The following is a 22,356-nucleotide window of genomic DNA, read 5'->3' as shown; positions in this document are numbered from 1 at the left end:
TCTTTTATAAGATAATTACTTTATAATTAGGATGACTTCTTCCTCATCCCATCGACTCCGTACATTTTGAAATAAAGTTTCTAAATAACTCACCCATACTTACGTCCTCACTGACCATTTCCTCCGGATGCCATTGAATACCCACCATGAATGAGTCCCCAACTCCCTCAATTGCTTCAACCACTCCATCAGGAGCACTAGCAACGATTTTGAAATTTGGTGCGAGCTTTTCAATTGCTTGATGGTGCATACTATTGACACGTGTAGATGTACGCATTAGAACCTCATACAACCAACTTTCTTTATTGATCTTAATTTGATGAGTTGGCTCCGGCCTTTCCGCAAGCTGAAAATGCTTAATGGCTTTTGGGTTAGTCGATTCGATGTCTTGTAAAAGTGTACCATCAAAAGCTACGTTTAAAATAAAAATCCCTCTGCAAATTGCTAGGATTGGCTTTTGTTCACTTTGTGCTTTTTTTACAAGGTCAATTTCCATCTTGTCCCGTTTACTGTTTGTTGTTTGTAACCTAGGATGTGGATCTGTCCCGTAATAGTAAGGATCAACATCTTCACCACTGCTTAAAATAAATCCATCGCAAATCGAAACCCATTCTTGTACCATTTCTTCTGGTCCAATCGGGATCACTAGAGGTATTCCACCTCCAAACAAGACTGCTTGAACATATTTCTCATGAACATGCACAGAAGGTATATTATTATGCTTTTCAATCGTACTCGTAATTCCAATGACCGGCCGGTTGGGACGTAACACGATATCATCTCCTCAAACAAAATGAGTGAATAAAAAAGTTGAGATCCAAACTATTTTGAACTAAAAATAATTCATTCATACATCGCCATTTCCTTTGTTTGAGGTAGCTTTCAGAAAGAACGTTTCAATAACCATTGAAAGTAGTTTAGGGAAAGTACAGCCGAAAACCCTTAATCCATAAACTTAAAATAACAAAACAAAAGCCCCAACCAATCACCCAAATAAAAGCACCACCCCCCCTATTAACACCTAAACGCGTTTGTAGGAAGTGTGATGCAATATGAATAACAGTAAAACTTAACGTGTACCGAAGCAAATCAGTGCTTCAAACACTTCATCGGAAATGGTTTCATTTGTTAGAATGCCGCGGTCTGGTGAGCGATCGAAGACGAGTCGATTCCATTGTTCAACGGCTAATACCCTGCGGCGGTCGCTACTCATTTTAATATCATATTGTGCTTCTTCTAGTAAATGAACACCTGCATAAACATCATACATAAAATCAGCTAGTTTTTTTGCTAATGCAGTTTGTGTATATGCGTCTTGGCTCAACATATGATTGAGTAACTCCTCGACTCGATCAACTTCTTGCTGAAGAGTTTCCTTGTAATCTGTTAACGCCGTATCGTCAATTCCATTTAAAGTTGTACGTAAATCGTTCATAAAGCAACCAGCTCCTGCTTTTTGCAACGTTTTTAATATTTCTAATGCTTGAATGTTGGCTGTACCCTCCCATACTGGGTTAACGACGGCATCACGAAGCAGTCGTGGCGTCACATAATCCTCAATGTATCCATTTCCACCATAAAGTTCTAGAGCATCCTTTGTAGCGGAAACTCCAAGTTCACTACCACGGTACTTCACTAACGATAGTAAAATTCGTAATAAAGCATAATTTTCATCTGTTTTATTATCAAACGTGTGTACGTCATCAAATAACTTGATCATCTGAGCTGAAATCGCCCAGCCCGCCTCAATTTCTGTTATCATTTTGACTAATGTTTCACGAACCATCGGAAAACGATTAATACGTTGCCCGAACGCTTCACGATGTTCCGTGTAGATCGCTGCTTCTAGAAATGCACGTCTAGCTAGTGCAATGCCAGAAATTCCTGTTCCCAAACGAGAAACATTTAGCGCTTCAGCCATATATTTAAATCCTTTATCTTCATCTCCAATTAAATAGCCTACTGCGTTATTAAAGATCAGTTCCCCACTCGCAACAGCCCTTACGCCTAACTTATCCTTCAAACGACGAATGGTTACGTTATTTCGCGTTCCATCAGGAAGTGTACGCGGGACAAGGAATAGCCCTAACCCTTTAGTCGAAGGTTTATCGTTCACACGAGCTAAAGCAATCGCTACTTCGGCATCACAATTACTCGCAAACCACTTTTCACCTGTTAATAAATAATGGTCTCCATTTTTAACTGCTGCAGTTGTCGCAGCGCCGACGTCAGATCCCCCTTGAATTTCGGTTAAAAAAGTTGCGCCTTCTTGATGCGTTTCTGGATCCCAAGAAGCAAGTAATGATAAATAGTCAGCCTTCTGTTGATCAGAGCCGAATTTTTCAAGCACAAACGCAGCAGATTGTGAAAGTCCAACCGGACAAGTGAAGCCTGGCTCTGTTTCACACATTAAATAAATTAAGATTGCATTCACTAAGAAAGGAATTTGCTCAGGAGCGTTCTCATCGTAACGATATGCAACGACACCGGTTCCATATCCATCTTTGACCGTTTGCCTATATCCCTCGTTGTACCAAACTTCATTGATTTCCTCACCTTTTTTATTGTAGCGATTTAATCGAGGGGCACCTTCACGATCCGTATGTACCGCACGTTTATCCATTGGACCTGCTGCTAAAGCACCAGTTTTTTCAAAAGCTTCTTCAACATAATTGAATACTGCGCTTGATAGATACCGTTTCGCATAACGAGTCAAAATCGGATCATCGGTATACCAATTAGCTTCATTCCCACTTTCCCACTTCCCGTAATCCAACTGATTTTGTTCTTCTATCAAGTTTTTCCCCATACTTTTACATCTCCTTTAATTTTACTTTAATCCAGCTCTTTACATTGCACATAACGAAATCATTTGATAGATGCTTTTTCTTCTTTAAGTTTATTAAGGAAAGCGCTTTCATTGCATTCTGTAAAACAAGAGAATAGTAAATTTATAGAGTTTACCATCCATAAAAAACAAAACACTCTAGTTATAGTTGTCGTTAACGTCAACTTAATGAAATTTTAACACCCAGCTTTGCATTTGTCAAAATATTCTTTCTAAATTATAGTTCAATTCCATAATAAAAGAACTTTCTCTTTTAAGTTAGTATTAACTTAAAAGGAAAGCTCATAATTTCATATAGAAAGACATCATTCCTTCTGCTCGTTGTCTTTCTCCTCTAAAAATCGTTGCCGATGCATTTTAATCTCGGCCCTCATCACTTCTAAGTCATTTATTTTTTCCGTAATTTCAGAGATTTTTTCATCGGCATATTGTAAGATACGCTGTCTTTCCTTATCACCATTGGGATTAGACTCATAAAGATCAATCATTTCTTTAATTTCCTCTAATTTAAATCCCTGACGTTTACCACGTAAAATCAACTTCAGGCGCCGGCGCTCACTATCGGTAAAATACCGTTGGTGCGTAGGTCCTTCACGCTCTTCAGATTTTAACAAGCCAACCTGCTCATAATAGCGGATTGTTCTGGAGGTAATGTCAAACATCGATGCAATTTCACTTATGGAGTACTTTTCTTTTCTTTCCATCATTTCTCCTAATTTTATTCAGGTATGGTTAGTACAATTTTTCCGAACTGACTGCCTTGTTCCATTTGTAAGTGTGCTTCGTTGACCTGTTCCAATGGAAATACTTGATCTACGACAGGTTGAATTTTATTTTTTTCATAGAGTGCGAGCATTTCACCAAACTCTTGTGGTGTTCCCATTGTTGAACCCATAATGTGAAGTTGCTTAAAAAACACGCGTGGCATGACTAAATTATTGACCGTACCTAAAGTTGCTCCAAAAGAAACAATTCTTCCTCCAGGCTTCGCTAGATTAATCAAGTCATTGAAAGTGTCTCCCCCGATACTATCGATTAATAAGTCGCCACCGCCAGATATTTTCTTCAATTCCTTAACCCAGTTTTCTGAGCGATAGTTTACTCCTCCAGCAGCGCCTAACTCGATCGCCTTAGCGATTTTTTCTTCACTACTAGAAGTGACATATACGTTTGCTCCCTTAGCCGCAGCAATTTGCAGTGCGAATGTCGCCACTCCACCACCGATTCCAGGAACGATAACCGTGTCTCCTTCTTTGACATTGCCTTTCGTCACAACTGCGCGATACGCTGTAAGCCCTGCTAGTGGAAGGGCAGCTGCTTCTTCCCATGTTAAGTAATCCGGTTTATGAAATACATTTTCGGCTGGTATTTTAATATATTGAGAGTATGTACCATCAATCGGCACCCCTAGCACACTAAAAGTAGGGTTTGGGAATGCTGGATTTTCACCCCAATCCATTGATGGATTAATTACGACTTCATTGCCTGCTTCAAATCCTTCAACGCCTTCACCTATTTCAGCAATTACACCAGCACCATCCGACCCAGGTATGGAAGGAACTTGAATGCCTGGGTACATTCCATAACGAATAAATATATCACGACGATTTAATGCAGCTGTGCGAAGACGAACTAAAATTTCTCCTTTTCCTGGCTTTGGAGTAGGTACTTCCTCATAAAATAATTCTGCTTTTTGATTCGAACCTGGTTTTATTAAATCTTTTAATACAATTGCTTTCATTTTTTCATCCCCCTTGTCTACTATTCGTATTCGATTGCTCCTGATGTTATTGAATACATGTTCAGCAAGATCTAGTATTTATACCATTTCTACTAACCTACTATGAAAAATAGAGTGTATCTCAAAAAAAAAGAGAGCGCGATGAACTACTCTCCTGTATTAACGATGATTTTATATCCTAAAGACGCCAGTGTTTGTTCATAATCGTTTTCTGAAACAATGTAAAACACTTCATCATCCTTAGTCACGACTACCTCATCAGGACTTTTATCGACACTTGCTTCAACTAAACTATCGTAACTTTCTCCTAAAATGGCTATCACATCCATTATTCCACCCCCTAAATATAATCAGTAAAACTTCATTACCTCTTCTAAAAATCAGGTTGTTTGTCTCTATACGCCTATCCTGTTTCAAATAGTGAATTCATAGTTTTACTAATTTGTTTATAAGAAATCAACGTCTTTAGTTAATAGGCCTTCTCCCCGCAAACCCTTCATGCTCACTATGATAATGTGTAATTTTAGACTCGCCTTGTTTCCAACAAAGTAAAACTTCTTCACCATTAAGTATGGCTGGGAAATCCAGTAGCCCTAAATCGATTCCTTTTAGTTGGGCACCTTTGGACTCAATATTGCGCAAATGAAGCTGTGCCTCCATTTGTAAAAACTCAAGCTCACTTTCTAATGTGAAGATACGGTCCTTTTCGGTTAGTTGCTGATTTGGATTTGCCTTCAATTCCTTTAATTTCTTTATTTTGAATTGAAAATTCTTTTGAATCTGCTGTAAAGTTACTAATTCTACTTCTAGTAATGGTAGCAATTCATTTGCTTCTTCTAATGTAAAATATTTTTTCTCCATCTCTAGCTCCTCTCCATTTTCCGTAACTAGTCATTTATTAGTTTCGTTAATTGAGCAGAAAATTCCTGCTTCCTCCTCAAATAGACATGAGAGTGTTATTCTTTCGCCTGGTGAACTTTCAATAGCTTTCCTTTAATCGTCTTACTTTTCATTGCTTTTAAAACGATGGGACCTTTACCGTTTAATATATCAACAAATGAAGCCGTTTCTTGAATTGTAATAACTCCAATATCATCAGGAGTAATCCCCGGTATTTTAGAAATCGTCCCTACAAAATCTACAGCTCTAATCTTTTTCTTTTTACCACCATTAAAATAAAGCTTCATAATACCTTTATTTAAGTCAGCGCTTTTATCTTTTTTGACGGTTGGTTGCTGTTTATTTTTCCTTTCAAAAGCAACTTGCATCTTCGCAACCTCTTCTAGTGACGGGATACGTCGTTTTTTTATATTAAACCCAATGTAATCTTCAATTTCTTGTAAATCCTTCTGTTCGCAAGGACGAAGTAGTGTAAATGCTTTTCCAGTTTTTCCGGCGCGACCTGTTCTTCCTGTTCGATGTACATAACTCTCCTTCTCTAAAGGAACGTCATAGTTCATGACATGAGTAATATTTTCAATATCAATGCCTCTTGCTGCAACATTAGTCGCTACTAAATAACGAAACTTTCCTTTTTTAAATTCATTCATGACAGAAAAACGGTCTTCTTGTGTCATGCCACCATGAATTTTATCACAACGATAATTTGAACGTTTCAGTTGTTTATACAATTCATCAACCTCATCTTGCGTACTACAAAAAATGATACAACTATCAGGATTTTCTACAATCGTTAAATCTTTCAGAACAGCAAATTTATTTCCTTCGGTTACTTCAATTACATAGTGGTCAATTTTTTCAGTCGTTAGACCCGTAGCTTTTATTTCAATATGAACAGGATCTTTCATATATTTTTGGCTAAGGTTTTCAATATCTGCTGGAAGCGTTGCAGAAAACAGCATCGTTACTCGATCCGTTGGCAATTCATTAATGATCGCTTCCACTTGGTCGATAAAGCCCATGTTCAACATTTCATCTGCTTCATCTATAACTAGATAATCAATACGCTCTAACGGAAGTGTTCCTTTTTGTATATGATCTAACACGCGTCCTGGTGTTCCAACAACAACATGATTTTTTTGCTTTAATTCTAACTTTTGTCTAGCATAGGACTGTTTTCCATAGATTGCATTCGCTTTAATTCGCTTATAGCGCCCAATATTCATCAATTCTTCTGTCACTTGGACCGCTAGCTCACGCGTCGGGGTGAGAATTAAAGCTTGGGGCTTATTTTCTTCCCAATCCACGAGTTCACAGATTGGGATACTAAAAGCAGCGGTTTTTCCACTTCCTGTTTGCGATTTAACGAGCAAATCGTTTTTTTCAAGAGCTACAGGGATAACCTTCTTCTGTACTTCAGTCGGTTCGTAATATTTCAGGCTAGATAGTGATCTTATAATCTCAGTACTTAATGTATAGTTCTGAAAACGTATTGAATTCATTAATAAAAACCTCATTTATGTATTTTATTTAAGTATTCCCTATTGCTAAAAAGTAATGAATGTACGGTAAATGATACGTATCAGTCATTGAGAAAGCAAGGGTTATGCTTGTTTGGCACCGATAGGCGATAATGATACTATAGTTAATTTTTCCACAAAAAAAGCTAACTCAACAGGCGTTAATCAGCCCACAAAGTCAGCCTTCCCTTAATTAAAAACCATATTTATCCAGCCTTCGTTATTAAACAGTTTTCTTCCCACTTTTTATATTCTTCGTCTGTCGACCCCCACTGTAACCAAGAAACCATAATTTTAATATCACTATTCTTAACTAACCAATATTCCCATCTCTTTTTACTTATGTTCTCATAAATTCCACTTTTTCGAATTGTGCTCATAACTTCCCCCTAGGTACAATTATTTTTCTAACTTCGAAATCTTTTTACCGGATATACATGAAAACGCTTTATAAATGGTTTAGTATATTAATTCTATGTCGAAATAAGAAACCCTTTTTATTTTTTGAATTTTCTCTAAATTATATTTATCCAAATCAACCGACTCAGACCCTTGCTAACTACCTAATTGTTTAATATGTTGAACGTTATCTCTTTGAACCAACATCTGCTGCCGACGATTGGATAGATAAAAATAAAGCCCAATTAATATGGCTAGCACAGCTAATCCGACAAAAATATTGCTATACACAACAACAACTCCAGTACTCTCAACAAAGGGATTTAATGAAATTCCGACAAATGAGTAATCTAAAATTCTACCTATAATTGCGCCGCCAACCGCACCTGAGATTAAATTACCAAGATTGTAAACTCCCATTCCAACACCCATTTGTTCATCTGGCAACACAGTCGAGATTAAATTGGCCATGGACGTTTGAAAGATCGGAAACGCAATGAAATTAATACTAAAAATTAAACTTATTACCCAAGGAGCAAAGCCAATAAAGCTAGAAAGAAACGTTGATCCAAAGAAAATTAATATGATTGCAAAATAACAGACCATTTGACTTCCAAACCGATCTGTAAACCCTCCAGCAAGACGTCCAACAAAAGCTCCGAGTACCGCTCCAGGAAACAGAACCAACCCAATTTGAACTGTACTAAGTCCATGCACATCCCTTAATAGAAGTGGCAAAATGAATAGATTACTAAACATTATTAATGTACCGAAAAAAGAGGTGGAGACCGTTATCCGATAAACATTATTTTTAAACATTTCAGGTAAAATTAATGGATCCTTACAATAGTAAATCCACCAAAAGAACGTTGCACTAATAATTGTACCGAACAATAAATACGGCCAATAAAAAGTTGTAATAAATAGTATAAATAAGGCAACACCAGCAGCCATAAGTAAAGCTCCAATAACGTCAGGCTTACCATTTTTCTTTTCTTCTTTCGGTAATAGTACCCGAATAAAAGGCAAAGTTAAACCAACAAAAAAAGAAAACAAAAAGATATAGTGCCAGTCTAAAAAACCCGCAATAAATCCTCCGAGCACTGGACCTAATCCTGCACCAAACGCCATTGCAGAAGACAAAATTCCGAGCATTTTCCCTTTTTCTTGTGGAAAGTAGCGCGACGGAATTACAAAAACAATCGCAATAACAGCGGCAGCACCACAAGCTTGGACCATTCTCGAAAGGACAACGAGCAAATAACTTGGAGCTAGAAACCCGAAGATGGACCCGATGACAAACAGACTAATTCCAAACGTTAATAGGTTTTTGATTGGAAAAATATCGACTAACTTCCCGTATAATAATGCACCGATCGAATACAAAATAATGTAACCAGTAACGACCCAACTTACTTGTGAAGGTAAAAGGCCAAAGTACTCTGCGATATCAGGGACAGAAACCATAAACATTGTGGAATTCATAATCGAAAATAAAACAAGTATAAACAACATACTCATGAGTTTTTTCTTGTCTGAGTCAGATATCGAATATGAGTATTTCATTTCGTTCTCCATTGCTATCAAACATCTCCTTTAATAATCTGCTAGATAATAACTAGACAGATTATAGCATATTGATAGCAATCAGATAGAATATTGTACCAATATATTATTCTCTTTTAGTAGTATTTGCTGCCTTAACTACGAATTCCTTCTCCGAAAGCAAACATTTCAGTTAATGTGTTAAAGCAGCAAATAATTTCAGTAATTGTTATCGCTTTTTATTATAGCCCCATATTTTTAGCAATAATTTGTTTCATAATCTCATTCGTCCCAGCATAAATCGTCGAAACTGGTATATCACGGTATCTTCTAGCAATTTCGTATTCTTCCATATAACCGTATCCGCCATGTAGCTGCATACACTCTCCAGCCATCTTTTTCGCCAAATCTGTCACCCACCATTTGGCCATGGAAACTTCTGTAACAACATCTTCTCCAGCCATATGTTTAACAATTAAGTTATCAACAAACGTTCGCCCGATTTCAACTTCTGTAGCCATTTCTGCTAGCTTAAATTGTGTATTTTGAAATTGGCTAATAGGTCTACCAAAAGCTTTACGTTGTTTAACATAATCAATCGTAATTTCTAGCATTCTTTCAGCTGAAGTGATCGCTCCAATCGCAACCATTAATCTTTCTTGTTGTAATTTATCCATGAGGTAGTAAAATCCTTTTCCTTCTTCTCCAAGTAGGTTTTCAACAGGAACTCTTACATCTTCAAAAATTAATTCAGCTGTGTCAGACGTATGTTGACCTACCTTTTTTAACTTTTTCCCTTTTTTAAATCCTGGCACCTCCCCATCAATCGTATCTACAACAATAAGGCTTATCCCTTTATGCGGAGGGTTCGCTTTCGTATCGGTCTTACAAACAACGACGATGAAATTCGTTGAATAACCATTTGTGATAAATATCTTTTCACCATTGATAACGTAATGATCTCCGTCTCGTACAGCTGTCGTTTTGATCGCAGCTAAATCCGACCCTGTCCCTGGTTCTGTCATCGCAATAGAAGAGATCACTTCTCCAGTTACACTTCGCGGTAACCATCTTTGCTTTTGCTCCTTGGATCCATAGGAATCGATGTATGGCATTACAATATCATTATGAAGACCTGGACCACCAATTCCAGCTCCTATTTTTTCAAGTTCTTCTGTAAACACTACAGAATAAGCAAAGTCCGCATTCATACCACCGTATTCTTCATCCAGCCATGGACATAAAAAACCTTGTTCGCCTAACTGCTTCCAAAATGTTTTCGGAACTTGTCTCGCCTCTTCCCACTCATCAAAGTGAGGGGCTACCTCTTTATCTAAATATTTTCGTAATGCTTTTCTAAAGATTTCATGCTCTTCTGTTAAATATGCTCTTGACATTATGACACCCCTTTTTAATAGGATAGAGTCGCTATTTGACCTTATACTTGTTTAATAGCAAGACCCTCGTTATAACTAGCTTTGCTGCTATTATTTAGGTTGCATACGGATCGCACCATCTAAGCGGATCGTTTCTCCATTCAACATCGGGTTCTCAATAATAGCCTGAGCTAATTGACCATATTCAGCAGGTGTTCCTAATCTTGACGGGAATGGAACCTGCTTACCTAATGCAGTTTTTGCTTCTTCAGGTAATCCGTTAAATAAAGGTGTTTCAAAAAGTCCTGGAGCAATAGTGACTACGCGGATCCCGCTTTTCGCTAGATCACGAGCAATTGGTAAGGTCATCCCGACAATACCGCCCTTTGATGCACTATAAGCTACTTGCCCGATTTGGCCATCAAAAGCTGCTACAGAAGCAGTATTAATGATCACTCCGCGCTCACCTTGCTTATTTGTTTCATTTTCCGTCATTTGTTTTGCTGCTAAACGAATAACGTTAAATGTACCAATTAGATTGACATTAATTACTTTGACAAAGCTATCTAAATCATGAGCTTGCCCTCGACTCACTGTTTTTTGTGCTAGACCGATTCCTGCACAGTTAACTACTGTATTGTAATTACCAAATGCTTGAGTCGCTTCATTCAGGGCATTTTGGACACTTTCTTCATGTGTTACATTTGTTTTGACGAACATCACATTTCCACCTAGTTCTTCAACGAGACGGTTACCGTTTTCTGCCGATAAATCAAGAATGGCCGCCTTACCACCATTGGCTACAATATTTCTTACCGTTGCTTCACCTAAACCTGAAGCGCCCCCAGTTACAATTGCAATTGTTTCTTGCATCTTCATACAACATACCTCCTGAAAATGTTTTAAATCATAGAACTTTCTTATTTAAATGGTTTCGTTCAATATTAAATTCGTTCAATAATTGTTGCGTTAGCCATGCCGCCACCTTCACAAATCGCTTGCAGTCCATATCTTCCACCTGTTCTTTCTAGTTCGTGCATAAGAGTAATCATGACACGTGCTCCACTTGCTCCTAGCGGGTGGCCTAATGCAATCGCACCACCGTTGACATTAAGCTTTGCTGGGTCTGCTTTTACTTCATCTAACCAACACATCGGAACTGGGGCAAAAGCTTCATTAACTTCATAAAGGTCTATATCTTCAATCGTAAGACCTGCCTTATCAAGTACTTGTTTGGTAGCTTCAATTGGACCTGTTAACATTAAAGTTGGATCAGATCCGACTACCTTTCGAGCAACGATACGAAATCGAGGGGTTAAACCTAGCTCAATTGCTTTATCTTTAGACATTAAAAGAATAGCGGCAGAACCATCGCTCATTTGACTCGCATTTCCCGCATGAATAACACCGTTTTCAGAAAATGCTGGTTTTAACGTAGCTAATTTTTCTAAAGATGTGCCTTTTCGCGGTCCTTCATCTTGTGTAACTATCGTTTTTGTCCCATCCTCAAGTGTTACTTCAAATGGCATTATTTCGCGATCAAAGCGTCCTTCTTCTTGAGCTTGAATTGCGCGACGATGACTTTCTAATGAGAATTCGTCTAACTGGGTACGCGTATATCCCCACTTCTCACTAATACGTTCTGCTGAAAGTCCTTGATGAATCATCTCATAACGTGAAGTGAGCTCCTCGCTCCAATCTGATTTTTGTCGAGTCGCACCCATCGGAACACGTGACATACTTTCCACGCCGCCAGCAATGACAATATCCATATCGCCACTTGCAATCGCTTGTGCTGCAAAATGTACAGCTTGTTGGCCTGAACCACATTGCCGATCAATCGTTGTACCTGGAACGTTAATTGGAAAATCAGCCTGTAAAACAGCTGTTCGAGCAATATTAATTCCTTGTTCTTCCACTTGTGATACACATCCCATCACCACGTCTTCAACAAGTGCTGGATCAATTCCAATCCGATTGACTAATTCTTTTAATACTTTCGCTGCCATATCATCAGGGCGCACATTACTCAAAAGCCCTTTACGTTTTCCAACAGGTGTTCGCACTGCTTCAACAATGACTACTTCACGCATTTTCATTCCCCCTAAATGGTCTAAATACAATTGTATACTCATTTCCCACATGCAAAAATCATGCCATGTTTAACTACGCTCTATTGATGTCTTTTTTTAGTAACACCTATTAACGGTGTCTGAAATCTGTACACTAGACATGGCTAGAGTGTCTCAATATAAATCACTTTTTTACCCTCTACCATTTACTAGGCACTGTAATATTTTATGAAAGAAAAAAAGAGCTAAGCACAAAATCTAACATTTTCAGTCGTTAGTTTGTGTTTACCTCCTCGTTTATAGAAGTAGATTTATAGAGCTTATTTCACTTTGTTGAATTCATATTTTTTTAACTTATCATATAGGACTGACCGGCTAATCCCTAACATCTTACAGGCCTGACTCTTATTACCGTTTGCGCTTATGAGCGCTTTTTGTATCGCCATTTGTTCAGCCTTTTCCAATAAAGTGTGTTCAGGAGATGTTGTTTCCTCTTCATCTATTAATAAATCATATCCTACCTTTTTCAATAAATAATCAGGTAAATCCACAAGTTGCACGTTCCCACTTTCTGAGAAAACCATCGCTCGTTCCCAGACGTTTCGCAATTCTCTTATGTTACCTGGCCAATCATATTCCATCATCACTTGTTGTACAATTGGGTCCCATCCAATAATGCTTGTCCCATTTTGTTTATTTAATGCCTCAATGAACGATTCACTTAATAATAGAATATCTTTTTTCCTCTTCCGAAGTGGGGGTATTTCAAATGAAATGACGTTGAGTCGATAAAATAGATCTTCACGAAATTCACCTGCTTCAACCATTTCTTCAAGCGGTCGATTCGTTGCAGCAATAATTCGCACATTTACTTCAATTCGTTCGGTCCCCCCGACTCTATAGAACTCTTTTTCTTGTAAAACGCGTAGTAGTTTGGCTTGAAGCTGTAACGACATATCACCAACTTCATCCAAAAATAGTGTACCACCATTAGCTAGGTCAAACTTGCCCATCTTCCCTTTTTGTTTAGCTCCCGTAAAAGCACCTTCTTCGTATCCGAAAAACTCTGACTCGAGCAAATGCTCAGGTATCGCTGCACAATTAACGGTAATGAAAGGACCTTGTCCGAAAGAACTAGAACTATGAATGGCATGTGCAAAAAGCTCTTTTCCAGTTCCACTTTCACCGCGAATTAATAGGGTCGTACGTCCTTTAGCAGCTTTAATACCACTGCGCATTAATTTCTCCATTTGCGGGTCTTGCGATAAGATCTCTTTAAACGTAAATCTAGATGTTTCCGTTCTTCTATTAGAAACTTGCATTCTTCTTTCAATATCTTCATATCTTCTAAAACGCTCCCGCACCTCATGTAATTGGCGATACACGATTTTTCCGATAACACCGATTATTTGATCGTCTTGATAGACCGGAATACGGTGGACCATATAATTAATTCCTTTAATCTCCATAAATTCACTAATATCCGCTACACCTGTTTTGAGTGTTGGGGTAAGTTCAAGATGTGGTAAAACTGTATCGACCGGAGAGTGTTCGATCATTTGTCCATCAAGCTCGAATAATTCGATAAGTGAGGGACTAATAAAAATAACATGACCAGCCTCATTCACCATGACTACTCCATCGTAGGCGTTATCAATGACCGTTTGTAAAATACTTTTCCACTTTTTAACAGATTGTAATTCTTGAGCCATGTTCTCTACTTCTGAAACGTTCTGGAAAAGGGCTATTGATCCTTTTTTTCCGTTCGACATGAGATATGTAGATAGGCGAACGACAAAGTAGTCAGATCCGAAATTTATTCGAAAGTGAATTTCTTTATCCAGATTGGAGCGTTCCCAATTAGGAATAAACTGTTGTACATCTTGAAACAACAAACGTTCTGCTGTTTCTTGAAGCATTTCATTTAGTTTTTCATTCACAAAAATAATTTTTCCTCTTTCATCGGTCATTAATGCCCCTAAGTTCGATGTTTGTAAAATCGTTTCTAATTGGCCTTTTAGTAATTGTGTACGATGTAAAAAACTTAATACCGCTGAAGGTGTTGTAATGAGACCAATTGGCTTACCGTCATCATCAACGACCACCCCTGTACTTACTTCACTAATTTGAATAAATTCTTCTAATTGTTCAAACGTTGTATCTAGAGTAATCGTCCCTATATCTTTTTTTATATAGTTTTCAATTCGTGTCCTTTGCTCTAACTGTAATAGCAACATCTGGTAAAGAGCACTACGCGTAAAAACTCCAATTAATTTCCCCTTTTCATCAGCAACAGGAACCGTATTCCATTTTGTTTTTTTCATCAACTTAATTGCTTCATTCAACGAATGATCCGGAGTCAAACACTCTTCGACTGGAATCATGATGTTTTCTACTGAATTCAAATAAATCTTCCCCTTCAACAATTTTGTGCTATGTATACTCCGTAACGATTACACTTTCCTTCATATTAACATAAAATTGTAAGAATAATCACATAACTATGCTAACTTCTACACTATAAAGTGTTCGGAAATCAAACAATGACCATTAGTTGTTAATTGGATGGGAATTATAAAAGGAGAGGGAACCCCCTCTCCTTTTTGCTTAGATTATTTAAACCATCCCTTGGCCTTCGATTGCGTGATCGCTTCAATTCGGTTTTTTACTTCTAATTTATCTAGAATAGTAGAAATGTAATTTCGAACCGTCCCTGTTTTTATACTTAATTCTTGAGCAATTTCTTTTGTCGTTTTACCATCAGCAATCAGCTCAAGTACAGCCTTTTCTCTTTCTGTTAAGGGGTTTTCCTCACTATATAAGTCATCCATTAATTCCGGAGCATACATTCTTCTTCCGGCTATCACACCACGAATCGAATCCGCTAACTCCTCACTTGGACTATCCTTTAACAAGTAACCACTAACCCCTGCTTTAAGCGCACGTTGAAAATAACCAGAACGTGCAAATGTAGTAAGAATAATAACTTTGCAATCGAATTCCTTCAACTCTTCTGCTGCTTCTAGACCACTTTTTTCTGGCATTTCAATATCCATAATACAAACATCTGGGTTTAGTTTATAGACGAGAGAAACCGCTTCATTACCGTTTGAAGCTTTCCCAACAACTTCCATATCATCTTCTAAATTTAACAATGAACCTAGTGCACCTAATAACATTTGCTGATCTTCAGCAATGACAATGCGTATCATAGCGATTCCCCCTTGTCAGCCAACTTAATTACATTCGGTACTTTCATCTTAATCATCGTTCCATCAATCGCTTCAATTTCTAAACTGCCATTGACAAACTCTAGACGTTCCCTCATCCCTTGCAAACCACTACCTTTATAGAGATCCTCGTCTTTTTTTATACCAATTCCATCATCTTTTACAGTAATACAAATTCCATTAAAGAATTGTTCAATTGAGATATGACAAGTGGAAGCTTGGCTATGCTTAACAACATTGGTCACTGCCTCTTTCATACACATACTTAAAATGTTTTCTATAAATAGAGACACATTCGTTAATTGAACCTCATCATCTACAACTAATTCAATTTGAGCCGCTTTAAGAATTTGTTTAACATGAACAATTTCTTCTTTAACTCGGATTCCACGCATTTGCGAAACCATCTTTCGTACTTCATTTAATGCCGTCCGAGCTGTTTGTTGTACATCCTTGATCTCTACTCTTGCTTGATCAGGGTCTTTATAAATTAACTTCCTTGCTAAATCACTTTTTAGTCCAATAAGAGAAAGCTTTTGACCTAACGTATCGTGCAGATCTCGAGCGATACGTTGACGCTCTTCTTGTTTAACTAACTCGGCAATTCGGTTATTTGCATCTTCTAACTTTTCTTCAAGCTGATCTTGTTTCTTTCTATTATATAGATTGAATGGTAGGAGAATCACACTAATCCAAACGATAATGATAAAGGGCAATTGCTTTAAAAATAAATCACCTTTCATGAGGATCGAGTAATTGATTGAGATGGTCGTAAATACTAGATGAATAATGTACAACGTTAAAAATGCCATTCGATTTTTTATGTTGCCATTGTAATAAGCGATATAGAATGCAAAATAAATGAACTGGAACAATATCGTCATCGTAATGGAAATTGCAATTAAAATACATGTCCAAACATAAACTGGCCATTCATTCGACATAAATGCAAACCGTAAAGCAAGAAAAAACAAAATCGTCAGCGTAATACCAGTAATAATCTCAGGAGTGGACGAAGATTGAAAAATAAAATAGAACGGTAGAATACTGAAACTACTCCAAATATAGGGAGAAATAGCTGAATTCTTCTGAAAGCTTTTAAGCTTTTTTAACATAGTAGTAACCTCATTTATATATTCTCTTACTCGCTATCTTATCATAAGAGTAGTGTAGGCGCTCGTTCAGTATTTAATGAAAACTAGCCCCTTTAATACTTCCTTATTCCACTAATAAAAAGATAGCTATGTTAAATATTGCTGTTGATATCCGTTGATTTTGGGCTCATCGTGTGAAGTTTTATTATTTTCACACGCCTTTCAGAAACTGAAAGGTTGAAAAAATAACATGAAATGAACGAGAAAATGCATTTCCTCAAAAAATTTCAGGTTATTCTTTCAGGAATGAGCCCAAAATCAACAATACTCTTTAACAGCGCTAAAAAGATAAAAAAGCAGCCTCTTCTTTTTTACTAAATTATAAACGAGTAAAAAAGAGAGGCGTAATATATATTATCTTATAACTCTGACTTAACAGACGACGAAATCTTTGATGTTTTAACTTTCGGTTTTGCTTGGATACTTTTAAGTTCTTTAAATCCAATGAACGCCTTATTCTTTTCATCCCATAGGCGGAAGTGAATCGATTTCAAACTCGAACGGATTGTAATCGTTTGAACATCTTGTAATACTTGATGATTATTATGAACTTCTTCAAGCTTATAATTAGGAACACGTGGACTAAGGTGGTGAATATGATGAAACCCAATGTTTCCTGTTAACCACTGCAACACTTTAGGTAACTTATAATAAGAACTACCCTCTAACGCTGCCTTTACATAGTCCCACTGTTCTTCATGTTCGAAATAAGAGTCTTCAAACTGATGCTGAACATAAAATAACCAAATACCTAAAGAACCAGATATTAAAAAGATCGGACCTTGAATTAGAAGAAAAGCCTGCCAACCAATCGCCCAACATAATAGCGCTACGACCGCTACGATTGAAAAATTGGTTATATACGTGTTGATGCGTTCTTTCATCCGAGCATTTTTTTCGTTAAAACGATATTCAATAAGGAAGATATAAATCGGACCTAAAACAAACATAACAAACGGGTTTCGATACAATCGATAAGCCAACTTACGCCAAAAAGATGAATTCATATATTCATCGACAGTTAGTACCCAAACATCACCTGTACCTCGTTTATTCAAGTTACCACTCGTCGCATGATGGACAGAATGACTATGCTTCCACTGTTCATACGGAACAAATGTCATAATTCCAGTGATTGTTCCAAGGATTTGATTCGCCCTTCGGTTCTTAAAAAACGATTGATGACAACAGTCATGAAAGATAATAAAAATTCGTACTAAAAACCCTGCAGCTATTACAGAAATGGCAAGCGTTATCACATAAGAAACTGAAAGACTAAGATAAGCCAGGAACCACAACACAAAGAAAGGAACTAGCGTATTAACAACTTGCCATACACTTTCCTTCGTACTTGATTTTTCATATGGAGCAATTTGTTTCCGTAATTGATTATGATTTTGTTTTGACATGTTTTTACTCACTTCCTCATTGGTTCTTTATAAATTTAGAATAAACGTTTTCAAAGAACAATTGTAGTCATACATGTCATAGTTAAAACATGATAAATGTCATATAGTTTGAGGAGGCAGATGGCAACTTTGGGTATTATCTCCAACTTCCACTTATATAATCTCCAGTGAACTGAAACCACTTTATTTCACCACTCCAAAAAAAAAAAAAAAAACAGACCGATTTATATTCAGCCTGAATTTCAATGCATCTTTATTAATTGAAGTATGGTTATACACTCAATACAACTTGTTTACAATAATCAATAATTAGCGCTTCTTCATCTTCTTCTAAAGCGAAGTCAAGAGATTCATCTGTTGTTTTTTCGTAAAAATGGTATTGTACTATCCGCCCCTCATTTTCATGAAGAGAGAAAATCACCCTTACATACAGACCGTTTTCCCTATGTAAATCATCGTCCTCTGGTACGGCAATATCTATAGTAAATTCATAGCGATCCCCGACTAGTATTCCTGTCGTATCATTAATCTTTTCAACTGAATGCCCAGTAATCTCCATCATTCATCCTACCTTTCTTCTTAACAAGCGAACTTAGTTTTCAATCGTTGCCCAGTCCTTAATGTGTGCCTTTTCAATTATTTTAATGCTTTTTGTTTTTTCATAATTTGATAAGATTTTTCAATGATATCTGTTAAAACATCTCCTTTGTACACTCTACCTAATTTTGTGTTTTCTTGATAATACTCGACAATTTCTTCAAACTGTTTCGCTGTTTCACTACTAATTCTAACATTTAATTGAACCCGACTTTCTTCACTCAACTTTACGCCCTCCATTCCAATTCTGCAAGTCTAATCCCTTTGCTATCAACCGCTAGCTAGATGATATCTATCTGTTATTTTATACGAAGCATTCCCTTTTGCCTAATGTTTTATAATAAAAACTTGAATTTTCTTGTCGTAATGTTCAGTTTAGAAATGTAGATTTAAGTCTAATGGTAAACACTATAACTTCTATGCAATCTTCAACAATCCTAAAAAGAGACAAAACACAACAATTCCAACAATGCTTTAACAAAGTCAAAATAAATAAGCATAAAATAACTACTTTACAAAAGACTAATGGGACAGAAGCATGAAACAATTTATTGTACTCTGCCTAAATAGGCAATACGTTCTAGAGGTTATGAGGAGGGAGTACTGATGGAACAGTTCCGAGGAGATGCTCATAAATTTTATAAAAAGATTAAGAAAGCAACCGATCAGCAATACGAAGTTAAGGACATAAGAGAAATCGATGAAATTTATTCAATACAAAAATTTTACGAAACCCTTCCCGTCAACGAATTAAAGATGATCCACTACCGAATGGTCAAAGAACAAAACGGAAGTGGTACATTTCCTTTACTCATATCCATTTTACCTTGGCTCGGATTAATCTTCTCAAAACAAATCCAAGAAACTGCTGAAGGAAACTTATTTTTTATATTTATATTTCTTACTTTCTTTACATGCTTTGCGATTGTTTTCATTTTACTTCACTACCGTGAACAAGCATGGGCGTCCTTACACACTGAAATTTTAAAGGACCTTATTGAAAGAAATGAAAATAAACCAACTATTAATTAATTATGAAACAAACGTTACTATCTCTCTTCTTTTCACAAGGAATTCACTTCATAACTAAAAGTAAAAAAGCCCTCATTTTGCGTGTATTTCCGCATCTCATCTTGTTTTATTACTAACAAGATTCCGAAAAGAGGGCTTCGCAAGTATGATTGAAACGATTGGTAAAGATCTTATCAACTGTGTTTCTTGAGGATTGGAAACAGCAACCTCATATACATCATCATTAATTAATGAAATATTCACCTTGTCATAGCCTCTATACGTTAAACCTTGTATATGTTTACCTTGTTCCCGATCAATCTCACGTGTCTTATGCTCTTGAAAGGCTTTATATCCAGCGGATAAATTAACATTTTCCGCTCCATTCGTTTTACCTACTAGATCTTCCATTCGCATCTTCTCTTCCGACCACCATTGAGTTATAATAGTCAACGAGCTCACCTTCCCATTGTCCATAATTTTCAAAACCATAACGTAAAGATTGCTGAATCCACCTGGAGTCTCATTATCATGTACTAACACATATATCGGTAGCGGTAAGAGCACGAAGTCAATTTGTTTCGATGCCGTTGCTCCACTACAGGGAATAGACATAATACAACCTCTAGTTAATTATTAAAACATAATCTCCCTCCATTTTATTAAATGTAAAAGTTGTAGTGATCAGAAAAAGGTATAAGAAGAAAATAAATTTAGCCTAATTTTTTCACTATCCTAAAACTCAGTTTTAATATGAGGATTAGCGCGATTAGATTTTATTCATTACCATGAGATTTCACAATAAAGAAAGGAAGTATGATAATGTCCAAAAAAGTTACTCTCTCTATTCTCGAAACCAGTGATATACACGGTAATATTCTTCCTATTAACTATGGTAATAACGAAACTAGCCAAGTCGGATTAGCAAAATTAACAACTTTAATTAAAAAATACAAATCGACCAATAAGTCTCATACACTTCTCATTGATAACGGTGATGTGATCCAAGGTACACCTCTAACTTATTACTATGCTCGCGTTAATAGTGAAGGAGTAAATCCTATTATTTCTGTCTTAAACGATATTGGTTATGATGCTGCCGTACTAGGTAACCACGAATTTAATTACGGGCAGGACATACTGCAAAAATCGATAAACGACTCTAACTTTCCGTGGCTTTCGGCTAATATAATAAACAATGAAACAAATGAACCTTATTACGGAAAGCCTTATATCGTCAAAGAACTTGATGATCAAATAAAAGTAGGGATTTTAGGGTTAACAACACATTACATACCTAATTGGGAAAATCCAAATCATATTAAAGGGTTAAAGTTTGATGATGCATTAGAAACAGCCAAAAAATGGGTGCCTATATTACGTCATGAGGAAAAAGTTGATGTCGTCATCGTATCGTATCATGGTGGTTTTGAGCGTGACCTTGCGTCAGGTGAAGTTACAGAACACTTAACAGGGGAAAATCAAGGCTTTGCACTCTGCAAAGAAGTTGAAGGGATCGATGTATTATTAACAGGGCATCAACACCGTTCACTAGCGGGTGAGGTGAACAACGTTGCAATCGTTCAACCGAGTGATAAAGGGCAAGCATTAGGACACGTATCTGTCACTTTGGAAAAACAAACGGATAAATGGCAAATCGTTGAAAAATGCGCCGAACTTATAAAAGTCGATGAATCAGTTGAGGCCGATTCACGTATCATTGAATTAATTAAGTCATTCGAAGATCAAACCCAACAATGGTTAGATCAACCGATCGGTAAAATTAACGGCAATATGCTAGTTGACGACCCTTTGAAAATTCGCACACGCGACAATGCATTAATTGAGTTTATCAATAAAGTACAAATGGACGTTGCCAAAGTCGATATTTCTAACACCGCTCTCTTTAATGATGATGCACCTGGCTTACATTCCGATGTAACGATGCGAGATATCGTCTCAAATTATATTTATCCAAACACGTTAAAAGTTCTAAAAATAACAGGCCAAGACATGAAAGATGCACTAGAGCGTTCTGCAGCCTACTTTGCCACTTATAATGGAAAAAAAATTGAGGTTAACCCTGAATTCACAACACCGAAACCTCAACATTATAATTACGATATGTGGGAAGGGATTGACTACGAAATTAATATTTCTAAACCATTTGGCGAAAGAATTGTTCGACTTGATTATCAAGGTAAGCCAATTGAGTTAGATCAAGAATATCATGTTGTCATGAATAATTACCGTGCCGGCGGAGGTGGGGATTATATTATGTTCCAAGGAAAAGAAGTCGTTCAAGACATCCCACTTGATGTTTCTGAACTTCTTGCCAACTATATTTTAGAGCGCAAGGTTATCGACGCAACTGTAAACCATAACTGGAAAGTGGTTCACGATTAAATGAAATGGCTGGCTCCTATATTAAACTGTACCCCTTGTCAAGGACATTTTAAAAAAGACTAGGCAGCTACAAGAAGATGATTTCTGTATTGAACAGGAGTCATCTTTTTTAAGCCCCATTGATATCTATGATTGTTGTGGTAAGTCA

At 36.9% G+C, this 22,356-nt stretch carries 22 protein-coding genes; 2 read left to right on the top strand and 20 right to left on the bottom strand.

Annotated elements, in window-relative coordinates; genetic code table 11:
• Nucleotides 1–43: 43 nt before the first annotated feature.
• The 18 genes from ACNSTQ_RS20100 to ACNSTQ_RS20015 form a co-directional block, all read right to left on the bottom strand.
• The gene (locus ACNSTQ_RS20100; protein WP_418201542.1) at nucleotides 44–772 is read right to left on the bottom strand and encodes a gamma-glutamyl-gamma-aminobutyrate hydrolase family protein; all 729 of its coding nucleotides are present in this window, start codon (nucleotides 770–772) and stop codon (nucleotides 44–46) included.
• A 297-nt stretch (nucleotides 773–1,069) separates the two neighbouring features.
• Nucleotides 1,070–2,809: an acyl-CoA dehydrogenase family protein gene (locus ACNSTQ_RS20095; RefSeq protein WP_418201541.1), complete on the bottom strand. Its 1,740-nt coding sequence runs from the start codon at nucleotides 2,807–2,809 to the stop codon at nucleotides 1,070–1,072.
• A 344-nt stretch (nucleotides 2,810–3,153) separates the two neighbouring features.
• Nucleotides 3,154–3,555 carry a MerR family DNA-binding protein gene (locus ACNSTQ_RS20090; RefSeq protein ID WP_418201540.1) on the bottom strand — a complete coding sequence of 134 codons (402 nt, stop codon included), beginning with the start codon at nucleotides 3,553–3,555 and terminating at the stop codon, nucleotides 3,154–3,156.
• An 11-nt stretch (nucleotides 3,556–3,566) separates the two neighbouring features.
• On the bottom strand, nucleotides 3,567–4,589 hold the full coding sequence (locus tag ACNSTQ_RS20085) for a zinc-binding dehydrogenase (protein ID WP_418201539.1): 1,023 nt from the start codon (nucleotides 4,587–4,589) through the stop codon (nucleotides 3,567–3,569).
• Nucleotides 4,590–4,735: 146 nt separating this feature from the next.
• Complete coding sequence (locus tag ACNSTQ_RS20080) at nucleotides 4,736–4,918, bottom strand: hypothetical protein (RefSeq protein WP_418201538.1); 183 nt, start codon at nucleotides 4,916–4,918, stop codon at nucleotides 4,736–4,738.
• Nucleotides 4,919–5,054: 136 nt separating this feature from the next.
• Nucleotides 5,055–5,450, bottom strand: coding sequence for a DUF2203 domain-containing protein (locus ACNSTQ_RS20075; RefSeq protein ID WP_418201537.1), 396 nt, complete (start codon nucleotides 5,448–5,450; stop codon nucleotides 5,055–5,057).
• A gap of 95 nt (nucleotides 5,451–5,545) precedes the next feature.
• The gene (locus tag ACNSTQ_RS20070) at nucleotides 5,546–6,991 is read right to left on the bottom strand and encodes a DEAD/DEAH box helicase (protein WP_418201536.1); all 1,446 of its coding nucleotides are present in this window, start codon (nucleotides 6,989–6,991) and stop codon (nucleotides 5,546–5,548) included.
• A gap of 224 nt (nucleotides 6,992–7,215) precedes the next feature.
• Complete coding sequence (locus tag ACNSTQ_RS20065; RefSeq protein WP_418201535.1) at nucleotides 7,216–7,389, bottom strand: hypothetical protein; 174 nt, start codon at nucleotides 7,387–7,389, stop codon at nucleotides 7,216–7,218.
• A 175-nt stretch (nucleotides 7,390–7,564) separates the two neighbouring features.
• On the bottom strand, nucleotides 7,565–8,974 hold the full coding sequence (locus tag ACNSTQ_RS20060) for an MFS transporter (RefSeq protein WP_418201534.1): 1,410 nt from the start codon (nucleotides 8,972–8,974) through the stop codon (nucleotides 7,565–7,567).
• Between the two features lie 221 nt (nucleotides 8,975–9,195).
• Nucleotides 9,196–10,350, bottom strand: a complete 1,155-nt coding sequence (locus ACNSTQ_RS20055; protein WP_418201533.1) for an acyl-CoA dehydrogenase family protein — start codon at nucleotides 10,348–10,350, stop codon at nucleotides 9,196–9,198.
• Between the two features lie 90 nt (nucleotides 10,351–10,440).
• Nucleotides 10,441–11,208 (bottom strand): 3-hydroxyacyl-CoA dehydrogenase, encoded by a 768-nt coding sequence (locus ACNSTQ_RS20050; protein WP_418201532.1) that lies wholly within the window; start codon nucleotides 11,206–11,208, stop codon nucleotides 10,441–10,443.
• Nucleotides 11,209–11,273: 65 nt separating this feature from the next.
• Complete coding sequence (locus ACNSTQ_RS20045; protein ID WP_418201531.1) at nucleotides 11,274–12,422, bottom strand: thiolase family protein; 1,149 nt, start codon at nucleotides 12,420–12,422, stop codon at nucleotides 11,274–11,276.
• A 299-nt stretch (nucleotides 12,423–12,721) separates the two neighbouring features.
• Nucleotides 12,722–14,806 (bottom strand): sigma 54-interacting transcriptional regulator, encoded by a 2,085-nt coding sequence (locus ACNSTQ_RS20040; protein ID WP_418201530.1) that lies wholly within the window; start codon nucleotides 14,804–14,806, stop codon nucleotides 12,722–12,724.
• Between the two features lie 207 nt (nucleotides 14,807–15,013).
• Nucleotides 15,014–15,613 carry a response regulator gene (locus tag ACNSTQ_RS20035; protein ID WP_418201529.1) on the bottom strand — a complete coding sequence of 200 codons (600 nt, stop codon included), beginning with the start codon at nucleotides 15,611–15,613 and terminating at the stop codon, nucleotides 15,014–15,016.
• Nucleotides 15,610–16,746, bottom strand: coding sequence for a histidine kinase (locus ACNSTQ_RS20030; protein WP_418201528.1), 1,137 nt, complete (start codon nucleotides 16,744–16,746; stop codon nucleotides 15,610–15,612). Before ACNSTQ_RS20030 ends, ACNSTQ_RS20035 begins: the two co-directional genes overlap by 4 nt.
• Before the next feature lie 398 nt (nucleotides 16,747–17,144).
• Nucleotides 17,145–18,194: a fatty acid desaturase gene (locus ACNSTQ_RS20025; RefSeq protein WP_418201527.1), complete on the bottom strand. Its 1,050-nt coding sequence runs from the start codon at nucleotides 18,192–18,194 to the stop codon at nucleotides 17,145–17,147.
• Nucleotides 18,195–18,465: 271 nt separating this feature from the next.
• On the bottom strand, nucleotides 18,466–18,756 hold the full coding sequence (locus ACNSTQ_RS20020) for a DUF6509 family protein (RefSeq protein ID WP_418201526.1): 291 nt from the start codon (nucleotides 18,754–18,756) through the stop codon (nucleotides 18,466–18,468).
• A 74-nt stretch (nucleotides 18,757–18,830) separates the two neighbouring features.
• The gene (locus ACNSTQ_RS20015; protein ID WP_418201525.1) at nucleotides 18,831–19,016 is read right to left on the bottom strand and encodes a hypothetical protein; all 186 of its coding nucleotides are present in this window, start codon (nucleotides 19,014–19,016) and stop codon (nucleotides 18,831–18,833) included.
• A gap of 381 nt (nucleotides 19,017–19,397) precedes the next feature.
• On the opposite strand from ACNSTQ_RS20015, the gene ACNSTQ_RS20010 reads away from it, so the two are divergent.
• Nucleotides 19,398–19,823 carry a hypothetical protein gene (locus ACNSTQ_RS20010; protein ID WP_418201524.1) on the top strand — a complete coding sequence of 142 codons (426 nt, stop codon included), beginning with the start codon at nucleotides 19,398–19,400 and terminating at the stop codon, nucleotides 19,821–19,823.
• Between the two features lie 96 nt (nucleotides 19,824–19,919).
• Here the strand turns inward: ACNSTQ_RS20010 and ACNSTQ_RS20005 are convergent, their stop codons facing one another.
• Entirely contained in the window at nucleotides 19,920–20,417 is a 498-nt protein-coding gene (locus ACNSTQ_RS20005; RefSeq protein ID WP_418201523.1) for a hypothetical protein, read from the bottom strand.
• Nucleotides 20,418–20,624: 207 nt separating this feature from the next.
• On the opposite strand from ACNSTQ_RS20005, the gene ACNSTQ_RS20000 reads away from it, so the two are divergent.
• On the top strand, nucleotides 20,625–22,208 hold the full coding sequence (locus ACNSTQ_RS20000; RefSeq protein ID WP_418201522.1) for a bifunctional metallophosphatase/5'-nucleotidase: 1,584 nt from the start codon (nucleotides 20,625–20,627) through the stop codon (nucleotides 22,206–22,208).
• A 59-nt stretch (nucleotides 22,209–22,267) separates the two neighbouring features.
• Here the strand turns inward: ACNSTQ_RS20000 and ACNSTQ_RS19995 are convergent.
• Nucleotides 22,268–22,356: IS3 family transposase (locus tag ACNSTQ_RS19995; protein WP_418201559.1), on the bottom strand; the 89-nt coding region annotated here is incomplete at its 5' end.

Source organism: Alkalihalobacterium sp. APHAB7, assembly GCF_048323755.1.
In the GTDB taxonomy this organism is placed as follows: Bacteria; Bacillota; Bacilli; order Bacillales; family Bacillaceae_F; genus Alkalihalobacterium.
The sequence above is the reverse complement of the archived record's forward strand: the minus strand, read 5'-3'. Positions and strand labels throughout refer to the sequence as shown.

Coding starts and splice junctions, on each gene's coding strand:
- ACNSTQ_RS20095 (WP_418201541.1), bottom strand. CDS start 2,809: ATGGGGAAAAACTTGATAGAAGAACAAAATCAGTTGGATTACGGGAAG.
- ACNSTQ_RS20090 (WP_418201540.1), bottom strand. CDS start 3,555: ATGATGGAAAGAAAAGAAAAGTACTCCATAAGTGAAATTGCATCGATG.
- ACNSTQ_RS20085 (WP_418201539.1), bottom strand. CDS start 4,589: ATGAAAGCAATTGTATTAAAAGATTTAATAAAACCAGGTTCGAATCAA.
- ACNSTQ_RS20080 (WP_418201538.1), bottom strand. CDS start 4,918: ATGGATGTGATAGCCATTTTAGGAGAAAGTTACGATAGTTTAGTTGAA.
- ACNSTQ_RS20075 (WP_418201537.1), bottom strand. CDS start 5,450: ATGGAGAAAAAATATTTTACATTAGAAGAAGCAAATGAATTGCTACCA.
- ACNSTQ_RS20070 (WP_418201536.1), bottom strand. CDS start 6,991: ATGAATTCAATACGTTTTCAGAACTATACATTAAGTACTGAGATTATA.
- ACNSTQ_RS20065 (WP_418201535.1), bottom strand. CDS start 7,389: ATGAGCACAATTCGAAAAAGTGGAATTTATGAGAACATAAGTAAAAAG.
- ACNSTQ_RS20060 (WP_418201534.1), bottom strand. CDS start 8,974: ATGAAATACTCATATTCGATATCTGACTCAGACAAGAAAAAACTCATG.
- ACNSTQ_RS20055 (WP_418201533.1), bottom strand. CDS start 10,350: ATGTCAAGAGCATATTTAACAGAAGAGCATGAAATCTTTAGAAAAGCA.
- ACNSTQ_RS20050 (WP_418201532.1), bottom strand. CDS start 11,208: ATGAAGATGCAAGAAACAATTGCAATTGTAACTGGGGGCGCTTCAGGT.
- ACNSTQ_RS20045 (WP_418201531.1), bottom strand. CDS start 12,422: ATGCGTGAAGTAGTCATTGTTGAAGCAGTGCGAACACCTGTTGGAAAA.
- ACNSTQ_RS20035 (WP_418201529.1), bottom strand. CDS start 15,613: ATGATACGCATTGTCATTGCTGAAGATCAGCAAATGTTATTAGGTGCA.
- ACNSTQ_RS20030 (WP_418201528.1), bottom strand. CDS start 16,746: ATGTTAAAAAAGCTTAAAAGCTTTCAGAAGAATTCAGCTATTTCTCCC.
- ACNSTQ_RS20025 (WP_418201527.1), bottom strand. CDS start 18,194: ATGTCAAAACAAAATCATAATCAATTACGGAAACAAATTGCTCCATAT.
- ACNSTQ_RS20020 (WP_418201526.1), bottom strand. CDS start 18,756: ATGATGGAGATTACTGGGCATTCAGTTGAAAAGATTAATGATACGACA.
- ACNSTQ_RS20010 (WP_418201524.1), top strand. CDS start 19,398: ATGGAACAGTTCCGAGGAGATGCTCATAAATTTTATAAAAAGATTAAG.
- ACNSTQ_RS20005 (WP_418201523.1), bottom strand. CDS start 20,417: ATGTCTATTCCCTGTAGTGGAGCAACGGCATCGAAACAAATTGACTTC.
- ACNSTQ_RS20000 (WP_418201522.1), top strand. CDS start 20,625: ATGTCCAAAAAAGTTACTCTCTCTATTCTCGAAACCAGTGATATACAC.